The organism is Citrobacter sp. Cpo069, assembly GCF_030332785.1.
Lineage (GTDB): Bacteria > Pseudomonadota > Gammaproteobacteria > Enterobacterales > Enterobacteriaceae > Citrobacter > Citrobacter portucalensis.
The window spans coordinates 106,302-123,517 of the sequence record NZ_JAOWHD010000060.1; the positions used below are offsets into that span (position 1 = coordinate 106,302).

The following is a 17,216-nucleotide window of genomic DNA, read 5'->3' on the forward strand; positions in this document are numbered from 1 at the left end:
ATTCATGATGTCCCTCAACAGAACGCAAATTGTTAACTGGCTCTATCGTTGCGGCGAGATCTTCACCACAGAAAGTGATTTTCTCACCGGACTTGACCGGGAGATCGGCGATGCCGACCACGGTCTGAACATGCATCGTGGTTTCAGCAAAGTCGTTGAAAAGCTGCCGTCCATCGCAGACAAAGACATCGGCTTTATTTTGAAAAACACCGGTATGGTGCTGCTCTCAAGCGTCGGCGGGGCCAGTGGACCGCTGTTTGGCACCTTTTTTATTCGCGCCGCCCAGGTGACTCAGGCTCATCAAAGCCTGACGCTTGAAGAGCTGTATCAAATGATGCGTGATGGCGCAGAAGGTGTGATTAGCCGCGGTAAGGCTGAACCTGGCGACAAAACCATGTGCGACGTCTGGCTACCGGTTGTCGAATCCTTACGTCAGTCCTGCGAGCAAAAGTTAAGCGTACAGGCAGCGCTGGAAGCGGCAAGCCAGCAAGCGGAAGCCGCAGCGCAAAGCACCATCACCATGCAGGCTCGCAAAGGCCGTGCCAGCTATCTTGGTGAGCGCAGTATTGGGCATCAGGATCCCGGCGCAACGTCGGTCATGTTTATGATGCAAATGCTAGCTCAGGCGTCCAGAGAGTAAGGATAAAGCGATGGTAAACCTGGTTATTGTTTCTCACAGCGCCCAACTGGGCGAAGGCGTCGGTGCGCTGGCCCGGCAGATGTTAATGGGCGGTGATTGCAAAATCGCCATTGCCGCAGGCATTGATGATCCTGAGAATCCGATTGGCACCGATCCGATCAAGGTGATGGAAGCCATCGAGTCCGTGGCCGATACGGACCACGTGCTGGTGATGATGGACATCGGTAGTGCATTACTGAGTGCGGAAACCGCGCTGGAACTGCTCGACCCTGGCATTGCCACCAAAGTGCGTTTGTGCGCAGCACCACTGGTTGAAGGCACACTGGCCGCGACGGTTAGCGCCGCCGCGGGTGCTGATATCGATCGGGTCATCCGTGATGCCATGAACGCCCTCGACGCCAAATGTGAGCAACTGGGTTTACCTTCGCCATCCGCAGCGAAACCCGCATCTGCTGCACTGTCTCCCGATGCAGATGCCCGTTCTGTTGCCATTGTGGTGAAAAACCCTAACGGCATCCACGTTCGCCCGGCTTCGCGGCTGGTTTCCGCGTTGTCTGGTTTTAACGCCGACATGTGGCTGGAGAAAAACGGCAAGTGTGTGGTTCCTGATAGCCTGAATCAGATAGCTCTGCTGCAGGTACGCTGTAATGACACGCTGCGCCTGATTGCCAAAGGCGAACAGGCAGAGGATGCGCTGGCCGCATTTAAACAGCTGGCAGCGGAGAATTTTGGTGAATCGCTCGAGTCCGCTAATGCTGATAACAAGGCAACTCAGGCTCCCTCAAAAGTCACGGGGACGGCATTCTGTCACACGCCGTTCTCGCCCGAGGTAAACCCGCAGCCAGCCGCATCACTCCAGGCTGAGCAACAGCGATTACAGACCGCCATCCAAAGTACGCTGAACGATCTGAGCGAACTCACTGCACTTGCTGAAGAACGATATTCCGCAGATATCGCCGCCATCTTCTCCGGTCACCATACGCTGTTGGACGATCCTGAACTGTTTGAAATGGCCTGCGATGTAATGCGCGAAAAGCAGTGCAGCGCCGCCTGGGCCTGGCATCAGGTGCTGAGCGATCTCAGCCAGCAGTATTTACAGCTCGATGATCCTTATCTGCAGGCGCGATACATTGATATTGAAGATTTGCTGTCCCGTTCACTGCAGCATTTGACGGGAGAGAGCGCACAAATTCCCGTGTTCTTGCGCCCCACTATCCTGGTCGCTGATGTCATTTATCCGTCTACGGTACTGCAACTCGATCCGAAGACCATCAAAGGTATCTGCCTGCGGGACGGCAGCGAAGCCTCGCATCCGGCGATTATCGCTCGTGAAATGGGTCTGTGCTGGATGTGTCAGCAAGGCGCGGCTCTCAATAGCATCAAGATGGGCGATACTCTGACCATTGACTGTGTCACACAGCGGATAACCCGCGCAAACTGATTCCGAAGCACACCCTTTCCAACAAAGGGTGTGCTTCTTCTCTATTCACGCCGGGAAATGTCTGTTTATTCGCAAAATGGGGAGCCGATCACGCGCAACGGTCATTCCTGAACTAAGGTTTTCTCATGGTAAATGCCGCTACTTCGGCACGCCGCTAAGGAGATTAACCGATGATAACGCCAGCAACTCGCCATCCTGGCCTGCTCTCTGTTGCAATAAAACTGACGCTCGCAAGCACCTTTTTTGCCCTTTCCTCTTTTACCGTCAACGCCGAGGACGCACCAGCCGCTACGCCTGCGCCGCCTGATATTCTGCTTGGCCCCCTGTTTAACGATGTACAAACAGCCAAACTGTTTCCTGACCAGAAAACCTTTGCGGACGCGGTGCCAAACAGCGATCCATTAATGATCCTTGCCGATTACCGGATGCAGAAAAACCAGTCCGGATTCGACTTACGCCATTTTGTGCAAGTGAATTTTACGTTGCCGAAAGACGGCGAGAAATACGTGCCCCCGGCCGGGCAATCATTACGCGAACATATCGATGGCCTGTGGCCGGTACTCACCCGTTCGACAACCGACGCTGAAAAATGGGATTCGCTGCTGCCGCTCCCGGAACCGTATGTGGTACCTGGCGGGCGTTTTCGCGAAATATATTATTGGGACAGCTATTTCACCATGCTGGGGCTTGCCGAGAGCAATCACTGGGATAAGGTCTCGGACATGGTGGCAAACTTCGCTTACGAGATTGATTCCTGGGGACACATTCCTAACGGCAACCGCACCTACTACCTGAGTCGTTCGCAACCGCCGTTCTTTGCCTTTATGGTTGAACTGCTGGCGCAGCACGACGGAAATGACGCGCTGAAAAAATACCTCCCGCAGATGCTCAAAGAATACAGCTACTGGATGGAGGGCGTCGAAACACTCCAGCCCGGTCAGCAAAATAAGCGCGTAGTTAAACTGGATGACGGCACCATTTTGAACCGCTACTGGGATGAGCGCGATTCGCCTCGGCCAGAGTCGTGGGTAGAGGATATCGCCACCGCTAAAAGCAACCCGAACCGCCCGGCCACAGAAATCTACCGCGACCTGCGTTCAGCTGCCGCGTCCGGCTGGGATTTTAGTTCCCGCTGGATGGACAATCCTAATCAGCTGGGCACTCTGCGCACCACCAGCATCGTTCCGGTCGATCTCAATGCGCTGATGTACAAAATGGAAAAAATGATCGCCCTCGCCAGCAAGGCTGCTGGTGATGATGCCAAAGCGGCGCAGTACGATGGCTTCGCTAATGCCCGACAAAAAGGGATCGAGAAGTACCTGTGGAACGACAAAGAAGGCTGGTATGCCGACTACGATCTGAAAAGCCACAAAGTACGCAACCAGCTCACGGCTGCCGCCCTGTTCCCGCTATATGTCAATGCAGCGGCAAAAGATCGCGCCAGTAAAGTCGCCACGGCCACCCAGGCACATCTGCTGCAACCGGGCGGCCTTGCTACCACGTCGGTGAATAGCGGCCAGCAGTGGGATGCCCCCAATGGCTGGGCCCCGCTCCAGTGGGTCGCAGCATCCGGGTTACAGAATTACGGTCAGGATACTGTCGCCATGGACGTGACCTGGCGATTCCTCACCAATGTTCAACACACCTACGATCGCGAGAAAAAGCTGGTTGAGAAGTATGACGTGAGCACCACTGGAACCGGCGGTGGCGGCGGTGAGTATCCGTTGCAGGATGGTTTCGGCTGGACCAACGGCGTAACGCTGAAAATGCTCGACCTGATTTGCGCCAAAGAAAAGCCCTGTGACAACGTACCCGCATCACGACCTACCCCGGCAAGTACAGCGCCAATCGAGTCTAAAAAACAGACTCAACCGACGCCATAACATCATAGCCTGAGCCGTTTTACTTCCTGAATCCGCGCTTCGTCGCGGATTTTTCTTTCTTATATTTCCCCCTTCCAGCTGTCTCTATGGCCTCTAGCCCTTATGGGGTATCCGGGGTTTTCATCCGTGAGAAATTGATTCTGAACATGTTTTTATTCGCTGTATATGTAAATATATAGCGATTTTGTAACCTTCAGGATAACAATAATGCCACTGACAAGACGGATGTTTGCCCAACTCGTGGCATCTGCACTGCTGCTACGCCATCTTCCCGCGTTTGCTCAAACCTCGCTGACTGTGGCCATTGGAGACTCTCCGAAGCCAGAAACGACCCAACGCGTGGTCAGCGCGGGCGCGCCTGCTGACATGCTGCTGCTGGCCGTCGCACCGGAAAAACTGGTGGGGCTTTCCTCCTTTGATTTCTCTCGCCAGACCGCCATCCCGTTTAACGATAACATTCGGACTTTGCCGAAACTCGGCAGGCTGGCGGGGCGCGCCAGCACGCTCTCGCTTGAAGCACTCCTGGCGCTTAAACCTGACCTGGTTATTGACTGCGGTAATGCCGATGAAACCTGGCTTTCTCAGGCCAGACAAGTGAGCACACAAACGCAGATTCCCTGGCTGCTGATTAACGGCGAATTGCGCCATACCCCAGAACAGCTGCGCGCAGTCGGTGAAGTATTGGGCGTCGTCTCGCGAACCGCAATGCAGGCCGCGCTGGCCCGTCGATTTATCGATGATGCAATAGCTTTCTCGCATTCACCCGCGGCGAATCTGCGTTTTTATGCCGCGCGCGGTGCCAGAGGACTGGAGACTGGTTTACAAGGTTCTCTGCATACCGAAGCAGCAGAACTACTGGGGTTGCACAATGTGGCGCACATCCCCGGACGACAGGGGCTCACACAGGTCTCAATGGAAAATCTGCTCAGCTGGCAGCCGGATATTATCCTGGTGCAGGATGCAGTGACAGCGCAGTTCCTACGAGAAGATCCGGTCTGGCAAGGGGTCAAAGCGGTTGCTGACCGGCGCATTCTGTTTCTCAGCGGTCTGCCGTTTGGCTGGCTGGATGCACCTCCTGGCATCAACCGTTTACTGGGGTTACGCCGCCTGCACGCCTGGCTTGATCCACAGGTTGAAGCGAGCTTTAAAGCCGATATGCAGCGCTACAGTGAATTGTTCTGGCACACCACGCTAAGCGACGCACAGTATCAAAGGTTGGTGGCAGTCTGATGAAAACATCAACCCTCGGTTTTCTGATGATTGCTGCGGTGGTGCTTTGCGCGAGCGTCGCCGCGGTATCAGGCGCGTATCGCCTGGATGCACAACAGGTTTTGAATCTCGTGGCCGGTGCAGATGGCGTTCCAATGCAGGACAAAATCGTCTTCTGGCAAATCCGCCTGCCACGCATACTGGCTGCATTGCTGCTCGGCGCGGCGCTGGCGGGCGCAGGAACCACCTATCAGGGCATGTTCCGCAACCCGCTGGTCTCGCCGGATATTCTCGGCGTGGCGGCGGGTGCGGGTTTAGGTGCCTGTTTAGCAATCCTGTTAGGTTTACCGATCCTGTTTATTCAGCTGTATGCGTTCATAGGCGGTTTATTCGTGGTCGCCGGTGTCTGGTTAATTACCCGGCGAGTCAAGCGACACGACCCGGTGTTAACACTGGTGCTGGTCGGGATTGCGCTGGGCACGGTATGCGGCGCGGGAATTTCACTCATCAAAACGCTGGCCGACCCGTATACCCAACTCCCCTCTATCACCTTCTGGCTGCTTGGCGGTTTATCGACGATCACGCCGCACGATCTGTGGTTCTCGGCACCGCTGATCTTCGCAGGACTGGTCCCGCTATTGCTGCTGCGCTGGCGCATGAACCTGCTCACCCTGTCGGATGATGAAGCACGATCGCTTGGGATCAACGTCTCGCGATTGCGGCTGGGACTGATCGTCTGCGCAACGTTAATCACCGCCTGTACCGTTGCCATCGCGGGCATTATCGGCTGGATTGGGCTGGTTGTACCGCACATCGGCAGACTCCTCAGTGGCAATAACCACCAACAGTTGCTGCCAGTTTCCATGGGGATCGGCGCCATTTTGCTGCTGCTCACCGATACTCTTGCCCGCACGCTGAGCAGCACAGAAATCCCGCTGGGGATCCTGACGGCATTTATTGGCGCACCGTTCTTTTTGCTGCTTTTGCTACGGGGAAATCGCCCATGACGCTTCTGACCGTTCGCCATGCGTCGTTGGGATACCACAGTCACCAGCCCGTGTTACGCGATATCTCATTTCAGGTTTCGCCCGGCTCCGTCTGTTGTCTGATTGGGGCCAACGGCAGTGGAAAAACCACCCTGATGCGCACCATTCTCGGCGTTCTTTCGCCGCTTCACGGTGACATTCTGCTTGATGGCGTCGCTATAAATCATCTCAGCGATCGGCAACGCGCCGCCGCTATCGCCTGGGTTCCTCAGGCACATGACGGCGCGTTTGCCTTCACTGCGCTGGACATGGTGATGATGGGGCTGGCCCCGCAATTGGCGGCATTTGCGGTTCCCGGCGCTAAAGAGCGTGAAAATGCGCACCAGCAGATGACGATGCTGGGAATCTCTCACCTGGCGCCCCGACGCTGGAACACGCTGAGCGGCGGAGAGCGGCAACTGGTGTTAATTGCCCGCGCGCTGGCGCAGCGTCCGCGTCTTTTGTTGCTGGATGAACCCGCTTCCAGCCTGGATTTTGGGCATCAAATCCGTCTGCTCGACACGCTAGTGACGCTGAAAAACTCGGGTATGGCCCTGCTGATGTCGACCCATCATCCGTTGCACGCCCGGGCAATCGCCGACAGCGTGGTACGCGTTGAACCGAACGGTGAAGTGTCACAAGGACTTCCTGAACAGCAGCTCGCCACCGATCGTCTGGCAGCGCTGTATCGCGTTACACCGTCACAAATCACTCACCATCTCTTTGGCTCACATAACTAAGGAATAAGAATGCTCATTGACGACATTGATTTTGCCGATCTTTACCGTAAACAGTTACAGCTGGCGAACAGAACCGAGAAAAAGCCGGAGCACTGGGATAAACGTGCGGAAAAAATGGCGGAAAATTGCGCCTCATTAACCGACGGCTATCTGCTGCAACTGCTGGGGAAAATCGACCTGAAAGGGGCGGAGTCGCTGTTTGACATGGGTTGCGGTCCCGGTACCGTCTCGCTGGCGCTGGCTAAAAAGATGCCAATAATTTACGGCGTAGATTACAGCCAGGGCATGCTTAGCGTAGCTGCCCGCCGCGCTACGCAAATGAACGCCCGTCACGTGCAGTGGGTGCAGCGGGCCTGGGAGGAACACTGGGATGATTTACCCCAGTGCGATATCGCCGTCGCCTCGCGCTCTACGCTGGTTACCGATATGCGCCAGGCGATGACCAAACTGAATAATCAGGCCCGACTGCGGGTTTACACCACTCATCTCGTCAGTTCATCTTTCGTTTCCCCCACCATTCAGCGTGCACTGGGCCGCGAAGTGATTGAGCTTCCCAACTATATCTATGCGCTTAATGTCCTGTATCAGATGGGGATCCACGCGCATGTTGATTTTATCCGCGGACCCAACTGCCAGCAGGACAACAGCACCTGGACGCGTTTTCTGGAAAACGTGCGCTGGAGTATGGGTGAACTGAGCGCCGACGAGGTCGAACGTCTGGAAACCTGGTATCAACAGCAGGATCCACGCACGATTGCCCCCGCCAGCCGTGACTGGGCGCTTATCTGGTGGGACAGCGTGCCGCGGGAGGCGCTGCGATGATCTACTTTTCGCAGGCGCAAACCGACGCGCTGCTGCTGGAAGATATTCAGGGCGGCGATCTGACTACCCGCGCGTTGGGGATCGGCGCACAGCCGGGCGTTATGGCGTTTTACCATCGCCAGGGCGGATGCGTTAGCGGCACCGCCGTTGCCAGACAAATGCTCACCTCATTAGGGCTGACCGTCAGCGACATGGTGGCCGATGGTGAACAGGTAAGTGCAGGACAGCGATTGATTTGCGCACATGGGAATGCGGCGGCGCTGCACCAGGGCTGGAAAGCGGTACAAAATGTCCTGGAATGGAGCTGCGGGGTTTCGGGCTATCTTGAGAGCATGTTGAGCCAACTGCGCCAACGCTATCCTGATGGGCAGATTGCCTGCACCCGCAAAGCCATTCCCGGCACGCGTTTGTTGGCGACTCAGGCAATACTCGCCGCGGGAGGCATTATCCATCGCGGAGGATGCGCCGAAACGGTACTGCTGTTTGCTAATCACCGCCATTTTCTTACCAATCCAAACGACTGGTCAGGTGCGATTGCGCGCTTACGCAGCCATGCGCCAGAAAAAAAGATCGTGGTTGAAGCAGATACGCCAGATGAGGCATTAGCCGCTCTACGCGCCGCGCCCGATGTCCTGCAACTCGACAAATTTACCCCTGAGCAAGCAACAGAAATTGTCCGCCAGGCCCCTTCTCTGGCCCCCCATTGTACGCTGGCGCTGACTGGCGGCATTACCCTCGCCTCGCTGGCGAGTTATCTCGACTGTGGCATCAGACTTTTCATCACTTCCGCGCCTTACTACGCTCCGCCCGCGGATATCAAAGTTAGCCTGAGCCCGGACGCACGTGGCATATAACATTAATAAATGGACTAAAAATAATGAATTTCAACAAAAGTTGTCTTTACACAGCCCTGTCGTTTGCTTTCGCGCACAGTGCTTTTGCTGGGCAGGAAAGCGAAACCATGACCGTCTGGTCAAGTCCGGCCTCCGCCGCAACCACTACGGTTCTCGGCCAGGAAACGATGCAGCAACTGGATAAGCAAAACGTGGCGCAGGCACTGAGCGTTGTCCCCGGCGTCGTGCTGCAAAAGTCAGGCAACCGCAATGAACAGCAGGTGAAAGTTCGCGGTTTTGACAGCCGTCAGGTTCCCGTCTATTTTGACGGCGTGCCGGTATACATCCCCTATGATGGCAACCTCGATTTAGGCCGTTTTCTGACCTCCGATATCGCTTCGGTTGAAGTCTCCAAAGGTTACTCGTCGCTGTTACAAGGGCCGAACCAGATGGGCGGCGCCATCAATATCACCACCCAAAAGCCCACCAAACCGATTGAAGGCAGCATTGGCTATCGCCAGGGCTGGAGTCGTAGCAAAGACAATGCCCACGATATGCACGCTTCATTTGGCGCCAGCAACGATCTCGGCTACATCCAGCTCAGCGGCAGTCAGTTGAAGCAGGATTTCCTTGGCTTACCGCACGGCGTGGACAATCCTATTGCGGGCAGCAACGGCAAGATGATTAACTCCTCCGCCGATGACAAACGCGGCATCGTGAAGCTGGGCTTTACTCCACGTGGTAATGACGAATATGTGCTGACCTATATTAATCAGGACGGTGAAAAAGATAACCCGCCGTACGCTGGAACCAGCAGTCAGAAATCACGCTACTGGCAATGGCCACAGTACGATAAAGAAAGCTATTACTATCAGGGCACCACCCATCTGGGCGATCGTTTCACACTAAAAAGCCGTCTGTATCGCGATACCTTTGAAAATACGCTGATGATGTACAACTCGCTTGCCGATCTGAAAAACAAAAAAGGCAGCTACAGTCATTATTCAGACTATAGCGATGGGGCTGGTCTGCAGCTCGCTGCGGATATGCGTGAAAACGACCAGCTCTCTTTCGCGGTGAACTGGAAGGATGATGTTCACCGCGAGAAAGGCGCACCTAATGCGTCTTACGACCGTTACGAAGACCGCACCTGGTCCGTTGCCAGCGAATACCAGTGGGCAGCAGCGGATAACGTCGATGTCGTGGCGGGAATAAGCTATGACTGGCGCGACAGTCTGGAAGGCATGAAGCACGAAAAAAATGGTAGCGTCACCCACTATGATGACAACAATCAGTCGGCCTTCAACTGGCAGATGATGACCAAATATCACTTTGAAAATTCAGACACATTAGCGCTGTCCTACTCTGACAGAACACGTTTCCCAACACTGAAAGAGCGCTACACCACCTCGAAACCGGCCTATAACCAGGTGGCGCTGGTCAATCCGCAGCTTAAACCGGAACGCGCCCGCAGCGTGGATCTGACCTGGAATGGTTCACTTGGTAAAGACTGGGGATTCGAAGCCAGCGTCTATTACAACCGCATCAGCGATGCCATTCTTTCACACAATATTGATGCCGATACCATCCAGAATCAGAACAGCGGCCGGGTGGATTACACCGGTCTGGATGCAGGCGTTAAAGGTAAAGTCTTTGATATGCTGGATGTTGGGCTGAGCTATGGCCTGATTCATGCGGATGTCAAACGCAGCGACATCGGCAAAATAACCGATTTGCCGACGCAAACCCTCACCGCATGGATGACGCTGAAACCGTGGGATCCGCTGAGCATTACGCTGTCTGAAGAGGCCCGCTCATCGAGCTATAGCAATAGCGACGGCTCGCAGAAAGCCGCAGGTTTCGCCATTACCCATTTACGCGCCGACTACGCCATCGGTCACGGGTTCAGCGTCAACGCTTCGGTCAATAACCTGTTCGATACACAATACGTGTACAGCGAAGGATTTATCGAAGAAGGCCGTAATTACTGGGCGGGAATTGAGTATCAATTCTGATTTAACGATGCAAAGAAACGGCCCCACTCGGAGTAATGCTCTTCAGTTAACGCCTTAGTTTCAGAAAGTATCGCCGGTGTGGGTAGAAGTTTTGAATATGCACTCTCAGAAAAAGGGTTCCGTTCACCTCATGTTCATAGTTTCTCTGAAACGCCGATTCCTGTGAACGTGTAAAGGGCGTTCTCCGTCACGCCCTTTACAATCCCGACTCCCGGCGGGAAAATTGTTGCTGCGCAATACCCTCCGCTTATTCCTAAAGGCTACCGGGCCGGGCGCGAGGAAGCGTCCTTGCAAAGCGCGCCCTGAGCCAGCATCCATGCTGGCTCTCCCGGCCTTACGGAAACACGTCGGCAATTTTCAGCCGGACCAGTCCACACCTGACCATCTGTGTTTTTTGTTTAAACAGCAAAAAAGATTTAACTGGAAGTCAGTTCACTGAAGCGATACCCCCGGTCCGGCTGAAAATCGATGAGGCGTTGACGGCTGACCGGGGCTGTCCGCAGGGATGCGGACAGAGGGGACGGCCTGCATGGACGCAGGCTCGGCCCCGACCCGACAGGCAGGCGGCATAAGACGAATGAATCGCGTAGCGACGATTTTCCCGCCGGGAGCCTGGGTTGCAAGGGAGGCGGCGGCAAGCCTCCCTTGCACGTTCACGGGTATCTGCGCTTCAGAGAAATGACACCGTTGAGGTGAACGGAACCCTGAACAAGAATCACATGTTCACCTTACATGCTTAACTGAACGGCATTACCGCACAGGGGCCGTTCGATTAATCTCGTCGTACAAGCCGGAAGACACCCAGCACAACAATCGCGCCGACCACGGCCACCAGGAAGCTATGGAGATTAAATCCGCTGACATCGCCGCCAATACCAAACATCGTTGCCAACCATCCACCGACCACAGCACCGACAATACCGAGAATACAGGTCAGGATAAACCCACCGCCATCACGCCCCGGCATAATCAGTTTGGCGATAACCCCCGCAATCAGACCAAAAATAATCCAGGCAATAATTCCCATTTTCAGGCCCTCTTTCCAGTGAACGCACGCGCAAGACATTCCTGCGCCAGCACTTAAAGTATAGGCAAGCCATCGCGACATGCTTTTATCACTCAGACTTAATTCATTGGGTTTGGTAAAAAATTTCATCCATTTGTATTAAGTTCCGTCGATTAATGCCGATAACCCAACGACAAACCAGGCATCCAGGAGTCATTAGGTGTGAGTAACTACAATGAGCAGTTCCTGAAGCAAAATCCGTTAGCGGTGTTAGGTGTACTTCGGGACTTAAAGTCGCAGCAGGTTCCACTGCGTATCTCCTGGTCGGGCGGCCAGTTCATCAGCAAAGTTCTGGCCGTCAGCCCGGACGAGCTGGTCATGGATTTTGGCAGCCAGGAATATGAAAACCAGGCCGTACAGCGGGCCAGCAAGATCTCGATTATCGCCGAAACGCAGGGAGCCAAAGTAGAATTCACCCTGCCACAGTTGAAAAAAGGCGAGTATCAGCAACTGCCGGCGTTTATTTCATCCTTGCCGCCTTCTCTGTGGTTTGTGCAGCGTCGTGAATATTTCCGCATCGGCGCTCCGCTGCACCCTCCCTATCGCTGCACGGCAAAAATGCCGGACAACAGCACGCTGTGCTTTCGCTTATTCGATTTATCGCTTGGCGGTATGGGCGGGCTGTTAGAAACGGCAAAACCAGAAGGACTGGTAGAAGGTATACGCTTCGCGCAGGTTGAACTGAATATGGAGCAATGGGGGGTGTATCACGTTGACGCCCAGCTCATTTCCATTAGCGAGCGCAAAGTTATCGACAGCAAAAACGAAACCATTACCACTCCCCGCCTGAGCTTTCGTTTTCTCAACGTCGGCCCGGCGGTGGAGCGGAACTTACAGCGGATTATTTTTTCCCTTGAACGCGAGGCCCGGGAAAAGTCGAATAAGGTGCGCGAATAAACTCACACGAACTACATCACATCCAGCGCTTGTTGAAGCTTCCAGATATAGCGCGGGGCCTGCGGCGCCGGATGATTGTCCGCAACATGTTCAATAAATTCATCCGGGCTGAGGTCGTTGATTTTATTGATCGCTTTTTTCCTGTCGGAGGAGAACGTGCGTAGCAGTGCGCCCGCACCGTTGGCGTACGATACTACCAGCGCATACTGCATCACCTGCGGATCTTCAATCCCGGCCAGCGGCCCGGTTTCGAGAATACTCAGGTATGCGGCCCCCATGGAGATATTGCGCTCGGGGTTTTTCAACTCACTGGTCGACGGCTCTCCGCTCCAGCCCATGCGGCGATAAACATCGCGTCCTGAAGTTGAGGCTTTCAACTGCATCAGACCAATCGCATTGGACTTACTGACCGCATTCGGATTTCCGCCTGATTCAATGGCGATAATAGCGGTAATCAATTGTGGACTGACACCCCAGGCCGCACCGGCTTTTTCACTGATCGGCATCCATTGCATTGCGCGTTTAACCGGAACTTCAGCATTCCACGGCGGGTTTTTGTAATCCTGTTTTGAACTACAGCCCGCAAGTAATACAACCAAAAAAGCAAACCATCTCAATTTCACGTCATCTATCCTTATAGCCGGAACCTGTCGCTGAGGTGACAACGACATACCTACGCGGCATGATATACATTTGGTTTTAGTTGTAGCAAGGAAATGCCATGTCCCGGTTTCACTTAATTGCCCCGTCGGGCTACTGTATCAATCAGCAGGCTGCCTTACGTGGGCTTGCGCGTCTTACTGAGGCCGGTCATCAGGTCGACAATTCAGCAGTCATTGCGCGCCGCTGCCAGCGTTTTGCAGGTACAGAGGCAGAAAGGCTTGCTGATGTTAACTCGCTCGTTAATCTGAAAACCCCCGATACTATTGTGATGGCGGTACGCGGCGGCTATGGCGCGAGCCGTTTACTGGCAGAAATTGACTGGCAGGGGCTGGCAGCCCGCCAGCAACAAGATCCGCTACTGCTGTGCGGACACAGCGATTTTACGGCGATCCAGTGTGGTCTGCTGGCACAGGGGAATGTGATTAGCTTCAGCGGCCCGATGCTGGCGGCGAACTTCGGCGCCGAAGAAATGAACGCATTCACCGAGTACCATTTCTGGCAGGCTTTGCGTAATGCCCAATTTACCCTCGAATGGCAGGGTGAGGGTCCGCAGTGCGCAACTGAAGGTACACTGTGGGGCGGAAATCTGGCGATGATCATTTCGCTGATGGGTACACCGTGGATGCCGGCTATCAAAAACGGCATTTTGGTGCTGGAAGACATTAACGAGCATCCATTCCGTGTCGAGCGTATGCTGCTGCAGCTGTACCACGCCGGAATACTGGCCCAGCAAAACGCCATTATCCTCGGCAGTTTTAGCGGTAGCGCATCCAATGATTACGATGCCGGTTACAATCTTGATTCAGTTTGTGATTTTCTGCGCGCCAGATTATCAGTACCGTTGATCTGCGGCCTCGATTTTGGCCATGAACAACGCACTGTCACCTTGCCTTTGGGAGCCAATGCGGTGCTGAAAAATGATAAAAACGGCACTCAGCTCACCTTAAGTGGGCATTCGGTACTAAAATCGTAAAAAAAGCGGTTAATAGGGCTAAGTAAAACGCTGTTTCTGTCGTTATTATGGTAGGGTTTATTAATACGAAACAGCGTAATTCAGGAGTAACCGAACGTTGGATGCCGCAGCAATTATTAGCCTTTTTATTTTGGGTTCCGTTCTCGTCACCTGCAGTATCTTACTCAGTTCATTCTCATCACGTCTCGGTATCCCAATTCTGGTGATATTTCTCGCTATCGGTATGTTAGCGGGCGTGGATGGTATAGGCGGCATACCTTTCGATAACTATCCATTCGCCTACATGGTGAGTAACCTGGCACTGGCGGTTATCCTGCTCGACGGCGGGATGCGCACCCAGGCCAGCTCTTTTCGCGTTGCGTTAGGCCCGGCGCTATCGTTGGCGACGGTCGGTGTGCTGATTACTTCCGGACTCACCGGCATGATGGCCGCGTGGCTGTTTCATCTGGATCTTATCGAAGGACTCCTGATTGGCGCGATTGTTGGTTCAACCGACGCCGCGGCGGTCTTTTCCCTGCTTGGCGGTAAGGGGCTTAACGAACGCGTTGGCTCTACGCTGGAAATTGAATCCGGCAGTAATGACCCGATGGCCGTGTTTTTGACCATCACGCTCATCGCCATGATCCAAAACCACGAGACCGGTTTAAGCTGGATGTTCGCGGTGCACATTATCCAGCAGTTTGGCTTAGGCATCATTATCGGTCTTGGCGGTGGATATATGCTCCAGCAGATGATTAACCGCATTTCGCTGCCTGCCGGACTGTATCCGCTATTGGCGTTAAGCGGTGGGATCCTGATTTTTGCCCTGACCACTGCGCTGGAAGGCAGCGGTATTCTGGCGGTTTATCTGTGTGGTTTCCTGCTGGGTAATCGCCCTATTCGCAACCGGTTTGGCATTCTGCAAAACTTCGACGGTCTGGCCTGGCTGGCGCAAATCGCCATGTTCCTGGTGCTCGGACTGCTGGTTACGCCATCCGACCTGCTGCCTATCGCAATCCCGGCACTGATTTTGTCTGCGTGGATGATATTCATTGCCCGCCCGCTTTCGGTTTTCGCCGGACTGCTGCCGTTTCGCGGCTTCAATCTGCGCGAGCGCATTTTCATCAGTTGGGTGGGTCTGCGCGGTGCGGTACCCATCATCCTCGCCGTCTTCCCAATGATGGCGGGTCTGGAGAACGCGCGCCTGTTCTTTAACGTCGCGTTCTTCGTGGTACTTATCTCGTTGCTGTTTCAGGGAACGTCGCTTTCATGGGCTGCTAAAAAAGCCAAAGTGGTGGTCCCTCCCGTCGGCTGGCCCGTGTCGCGCATTGGTCTGGATATTCATCCGGATAACCCGTGGGAGCAGTTTGTTTATCAGCTCAGCGCGGATAAGTGGTGTGTGGGCGCCACATTGCGCGACCTGCATATGCCGGAAGAAACGCGAATAGCCGCCCTGTTTCGTGACAACGTGCTGTTTCACCCCTCCGGCAGTACGCGTCTTCGCGAAGGCGATGTATTGTGTGTTATTGGCCGCGAGCGCGATCTCCCGGCTCTTGGCAAGCTGTTCAGCCAGTCGCCACCTGTGTCGTTAGACCAGCGCTTCTTCGGTGATTTTATTCTTGAAGCCAGCGCAAAATATGCCGATGTGGCACTGATTTATGGCCTGGATGATGGCACCGAGTATCGTGATAAGCAGCAAACGCTGGGTGAAATTGTCCAGCATCTGCTTGGTGCCGCGCCGGTCGTCGGTGACCAGGTGGAATTCGCGGGTATGATCTGGACTGTGGCCGAGAAGGAAGATAATGCAGTGCTGAAGGTCGGTGTTCGCGTTGCTGAAGATGAGGATGAGTAAAGCGGATGTTTTGCCGGGTGGCGGCTGCGCCTTACCCGGCCTACAAAATGCACTGACTCTGAAGACCTGATAAACGCAGCAGCATCAGGCAATGCTATATAAAGTTACACCGTCACAACTGGCACGCGCAGCGCCAGAGAACACATTAACTCGTAGCCTACCGTACCTGCGGCGGTGGCCACATCGTCAATTTTAATCTCTTTGCCCCACAGCTCTACCGGCGTCCCGATCCCTGCCTGCGGGCACGGTGTCAGATCTACCGCCAACATATCCATTGAGACTGTCCCCACCGTCCCGGTACGTACACCATCCACCAGCACAGGCGTTCCGCTTGGCGCATGGCGTGGATAACCGTCTGCATAGCCGGTCGCTACAATGCCAATGCGCTGCTCACCGCTGGCAGTGTAACGTCCACCGTAGCCCACCCGATCGCCAGCTTTCAGCGTTTGTATGCCGATTATCTCGCTGCTCAGCGTCATCACTGGCTTCAGGCCGGTATTGGCGATGTCCCGCCATTGTCCCGAAGGCGACGCACCATACAAAATAATGCCCGGACGAACCCAGTCATAATGCGCTTCAGGGTGCCACAGCGTGGCGGCCGAATTCGATAGTGACCGTCTGCACTCCAGCCCTTCAGTCGCCTGCGCAATACGCGCCATAGCCTCCTGGATACCTTCCGGGTGCTCTGCATCGGCAAAATGCGACATCAGCGTCATTTCGCCGACGTTGGGCATAGCCCGCAGCTGTTGCCAGACCGTGGGAACTCTTTCCGGTAAAAAACCAAGGCGGTTCATACCACTATTCACCTTCAGGTAAACATCGAGCGGCGCCTTCAGGCGCGCATTCTGCAATGCTTTTAGCTGCCAGTTACTGTGTACACAGGTGGTGAGTCGATAATTGTCATATACCGTCAGGTCTTCGGCGTGGAAAAAACCCTCCAGCATGAGTATCGGGCCTTTCCATCCGCGCTCGCGTAGGGTTATCGCCTCTTCAAGATTGAGCATGGCAAAACCATCGGTTGTGCCCAGCGCATTCCAGACGCGTTCAATACCGTGTCCATACGCATTGGCTTTCACCACCGACCAGACGCGGGCGTCCGGCGCGGCCTGGCGGGTAATGGTCAGATTTTGTTTCAACGCCTGCAGGTCAATGCTGGCCAGTATCGGGCGGGTCATCTC

The 17,216-nt window shown here is 54.6% G+C and carries 15 protein-coding genes; 12 read left to right on the forward strand and 3 right to left on the reverse strand.

Annotated features, from left to right (window positions below; all coding sequences use genetic code 11):
• Positions 1-7: 7 nt before the first annotated feature.
• The 9 genes from dhaL to OGY08_RS19290 all read left to right on the forward strand — a co-directional run bounded on the left by dhaL (position 8) and on the right by OGY08_RS19290 (position 10,608).
• Positions 8-640: a dihydroxyacetone kinase subunit DhaL gene (gene dhaL / locus OGY08_RS19250; protein WP_020996617.1), complete on the forward strand. Its 633-nt coding sequence runs from the start codon at positions 8-10 to the stop codon at positions 638-640.
• A 10-nt stretch (positions 641-650) separates the two neighbouring features.
• Positions 651-2,081: a dihydroxyacetone kinase phosphoryl donor subunit DhaM gene (dhaM, locus tag OGY08_RS19255; protein WP_125362594.1), complete on the forward strand. Its 1,431-nt coding sequence runs from the start codon at positions 651-653 to the stop codon at positions 2,079-2,081.
• A gap of 170 nt (positions 2,082-2,251) precedes the next feature.
• Positions 2,252-3,964, forward strand: coding sequence for an alpha,alpha-trehalase (locus OGY08_RS19260; protein ID WP_125362595.1), 1,713 nt, complete (start codon positions 2,252-2,254; stop codon positions 3,962-3,964).
• A gap of 207 nt (positions 3,965-4,171) precedes the next feature.
• Entirely contained in the window at positions 4,172-5,194 is a 1,023-nt protein-coding gene (locus OGY08_RS19265; RefSeq protein WP_241176501.1) for an ABC transporter substrate-binding protein, read from the forward strand.
• Between the two features lie 26 nt (positions 5,195-5,220).
• Complete coding sequence (locus tag OGY08_RS19270; protein WP_416242372.1) at positions 5,221-6,180, forward strand: FecCD family ABC transporter permease; 960 nt, start codon at positions 5,221-5,223, stop codon at positions 6,178-6,180.
• The gene (locus OGY08_RS19275) at positions 6,177-6,938 is read left to right on the forward strand and encodes an ABC transporter ATP-binding protein (protein ID WP_125362597.1); all 762 of its coding nucleotides are present in this window, start codon (positions 6,177-6,179) and stop codon (positions 6,936-6,938) included. The genes OGY08_RS19270 and OGY08_RS19275 overlap by 4 nt, the downstream gene beginning before the upstream one ends.
• A gap of 9 nt (positions 6,939-6,947) precedes the next feature.
• Positions 6,948-7,760: a class I SAM-dependent methyltransferase gene (locus OGY08_RS19280; RefSeq protein WP_125362598.1), complete on the forward strand. Its 813-nt coding sequence runs from the start codon at positions 6,948-6,950 to the stop codon at positions 7,758-7,760.
• Positions 7,757-8,614 carry a ModD protein gene (modD, locus tag OGY08_RS19285; RefSeq protein ID WP_125362599.1) on the forward strand — a complete coding sequence of 286 codons (858 nt, stop codon included), beginning with the start codon at positions 7,757-7,759 and terminating at the stop codon, positions 8,612-8,614. Before OGY08_RS19280 ends, modD begins: the two co-directional genes overlap by 4 nt.
• 23 nt (positions 8,615-8,637) lie before the next feature.
• Entirely contained in the window at positions 8,638-10,608 is a 1,971-nt protein-coding gene (locus OGY08_RS19290) for a TonB-dependent receptor plug domain-containing protein (protein WP_079934748.1), read from the forward strand.
• A 772-nt stretch (positions 10,609-11,380) separates the two neighbouring features.
• Here OGY08_RS19290 and OGY08_RS19295 read toward each other — a convergent pair.
• Positions 11,381-11,635, reverse strand: a complete 255-nt coding sequence (locus tag OGY08_RS19295) for a GlsB/YeaQ/YmgE family stress response membrane protein (protein WP_048212573.1) — start codon at positions 11,633-11,635, stop codon at positions 11,381-11,383.
• 201 nt (positions 11,636-11,836) lie between these two features.
• Here OGY08_RS19295 and ycgR point away from each other — a divergent pair, with 201 nt between their 5' ends.
• Positions 11,837-12,571 carry a flagellar brake protein YcgR gene (gene ycgR, locus OGY08_RS19300; protein WP_125362600.1) on the forward strand — a complete coding sequence of 245 codons (735 nt, stop codon included), beginning with the start codon at positions 11,837-11,839 and terminating at the stop codon, positions 12,569-12,571.
• Between the two features lie 11 nt (positions 12,572-12,582).
• Here the strand turns inward: ycgR and emtA are convergent, their stop codons facing one another.
• On the reverse strand, positions 12,583-13,194 hold the full coding sequence (emtA, locus tag OGY08_RS19305) for a membrane-bound lytic murein transglycosylase EmtA (protein ID WP_016153365.1): 612 nt from the start codon (positions 13,192-13,194) through the stop codon (positions 12,583-12,585).
• 98 nt (positions 13,195-13,292) lie between these two features.
• On the opposite strand from emtA, the gene ldcA reads away from it, so the two are divergent.
• Positions 13,293-14,207 carry a muramoyltetrapeptide carboxypeptidase gene (ldcA, locus tag OGY08_RS19310; protein WP_125362601.1) on the forward strand — a complete coding sequence of 305 codons (915 nt, stop codon included), beginning with the start codon at positions 13,293-13,295 and terminating at the stop codon, positions 14,205-14,207.
• A 97-nt stretch (positions 14,208-14,304) separates the two neighbouring features.
• Complete coding sequence (locus OGY08_RS19315) at positions 14,305-16,038, forward strand: potassium/proton antiporter (protein ID WP_125362602.1); 1,734 nt, start codon at positions 14,305-14,307, stop codon at positions 16,036-16,038.
• A 104-nt stretch (positions 16,039-16,142) separates the two neighbouring features.
• On the opposite strand, the gene dadX is transcribed toward OGY08_RS19315, so the two are convergent.
• Complete coding sequence (gene dadX, locus OGY08_RS19320) at positions 16,143-17,213, reverse strand: catabolic alanine racemase DadX (protein WP_003833552.1); 1,071 nt, start codon at positions 17,211-17,213, stop codon at positions 16,143-16,145.
• Positions 17,214-17,216: the final 3 nt, after the last annotated feature.

Excerpts from the sequence above, each read along its gene's own strand:
- dhaL (WP_020996617.1), top strand. The coding sequence starts at position 8 with ATGTCCCTCAACAGAACGCAAATTGTTAACTGGCTCTATCGTTGCGGC.
- dhaM (WP_125362594.1), top strand. The coding sequence starts at position 651 with ATGGTAAACCTGGTTATTGTTTCTCACAGCGCCCAACTGGGCGAAGGC.
- OGY08_RS19260 (WP_125362595.1), top strand. The coding sequence starts at position 2,252 with ATGATAACGCCAGCAACTCGCCATCCTGGCCTGCTCTCTGTTGCAATA.
- OGY08_RS19265 (WP_241176501.1), top strand. The coding sequence starts at position 4,172 with ATGCCACTGACAAGACGGATGTTTGCCCAACTCGTGGCATCTGCACTG.
- OGY08_RS19270 (WP_416242372.1), top strand. The coding sequence starts at position 5,221 with ATGATTGCTGCGGTGGTGCTTTGCGCGAGCGTCGCCGCGGTATCAGGC.
- OGY08_RS19275 (WP_125362597.1), top strand. The coding sequence starts at position 6,177 with ATGACGCTTCTGACCGTTCGCCATGCGTCGTTGGGATACCACAGTCAC.
- OGY08_RS19280 (WP_125362598.1), top strand. The coding sequence starts at position 6,948 with ATGCTCATTGACGACATTGATTTTGCCGATCTTTACCGTAAACAGTTA.
- modD (WP_125362599.1), top strand. The coding sequence starts at position 7,757 with ATGATCTACTTTTCGCAGGCGCAAACCGACGCGCTGCTGCTGGAAGAT.
- OGY08_RS19290 (WP_079934748.1), top strand. The coding sequence starts at position 8,638 with ATGAATTTCAACAAAAGTTGTCTTTACACAGCCCTGTCGTTTGCTTTC.
- OGY08_RS19295 (WP_048212573.1), bottom strand. The coding sequence starts at position 11,635 with ATGGGAATTATTGCCTGGATTATTTTTGGTCTGATTGCGGGGGTTATC.
- ldcA (WP_125362601.1), top strand. The coding sequence starts at position 13,293 with ATGTCCCGGTTTCACTTAATTGCCCCGTCGGGCTACTGTATCAATCAG.
- dadX (WP_003833552.1), bottom strand. The coding sequence starts at position 17,213 with ATGACCCGCCCGATACTGGCCAGCATTGACCTGCAGGCGTTGAAACAA.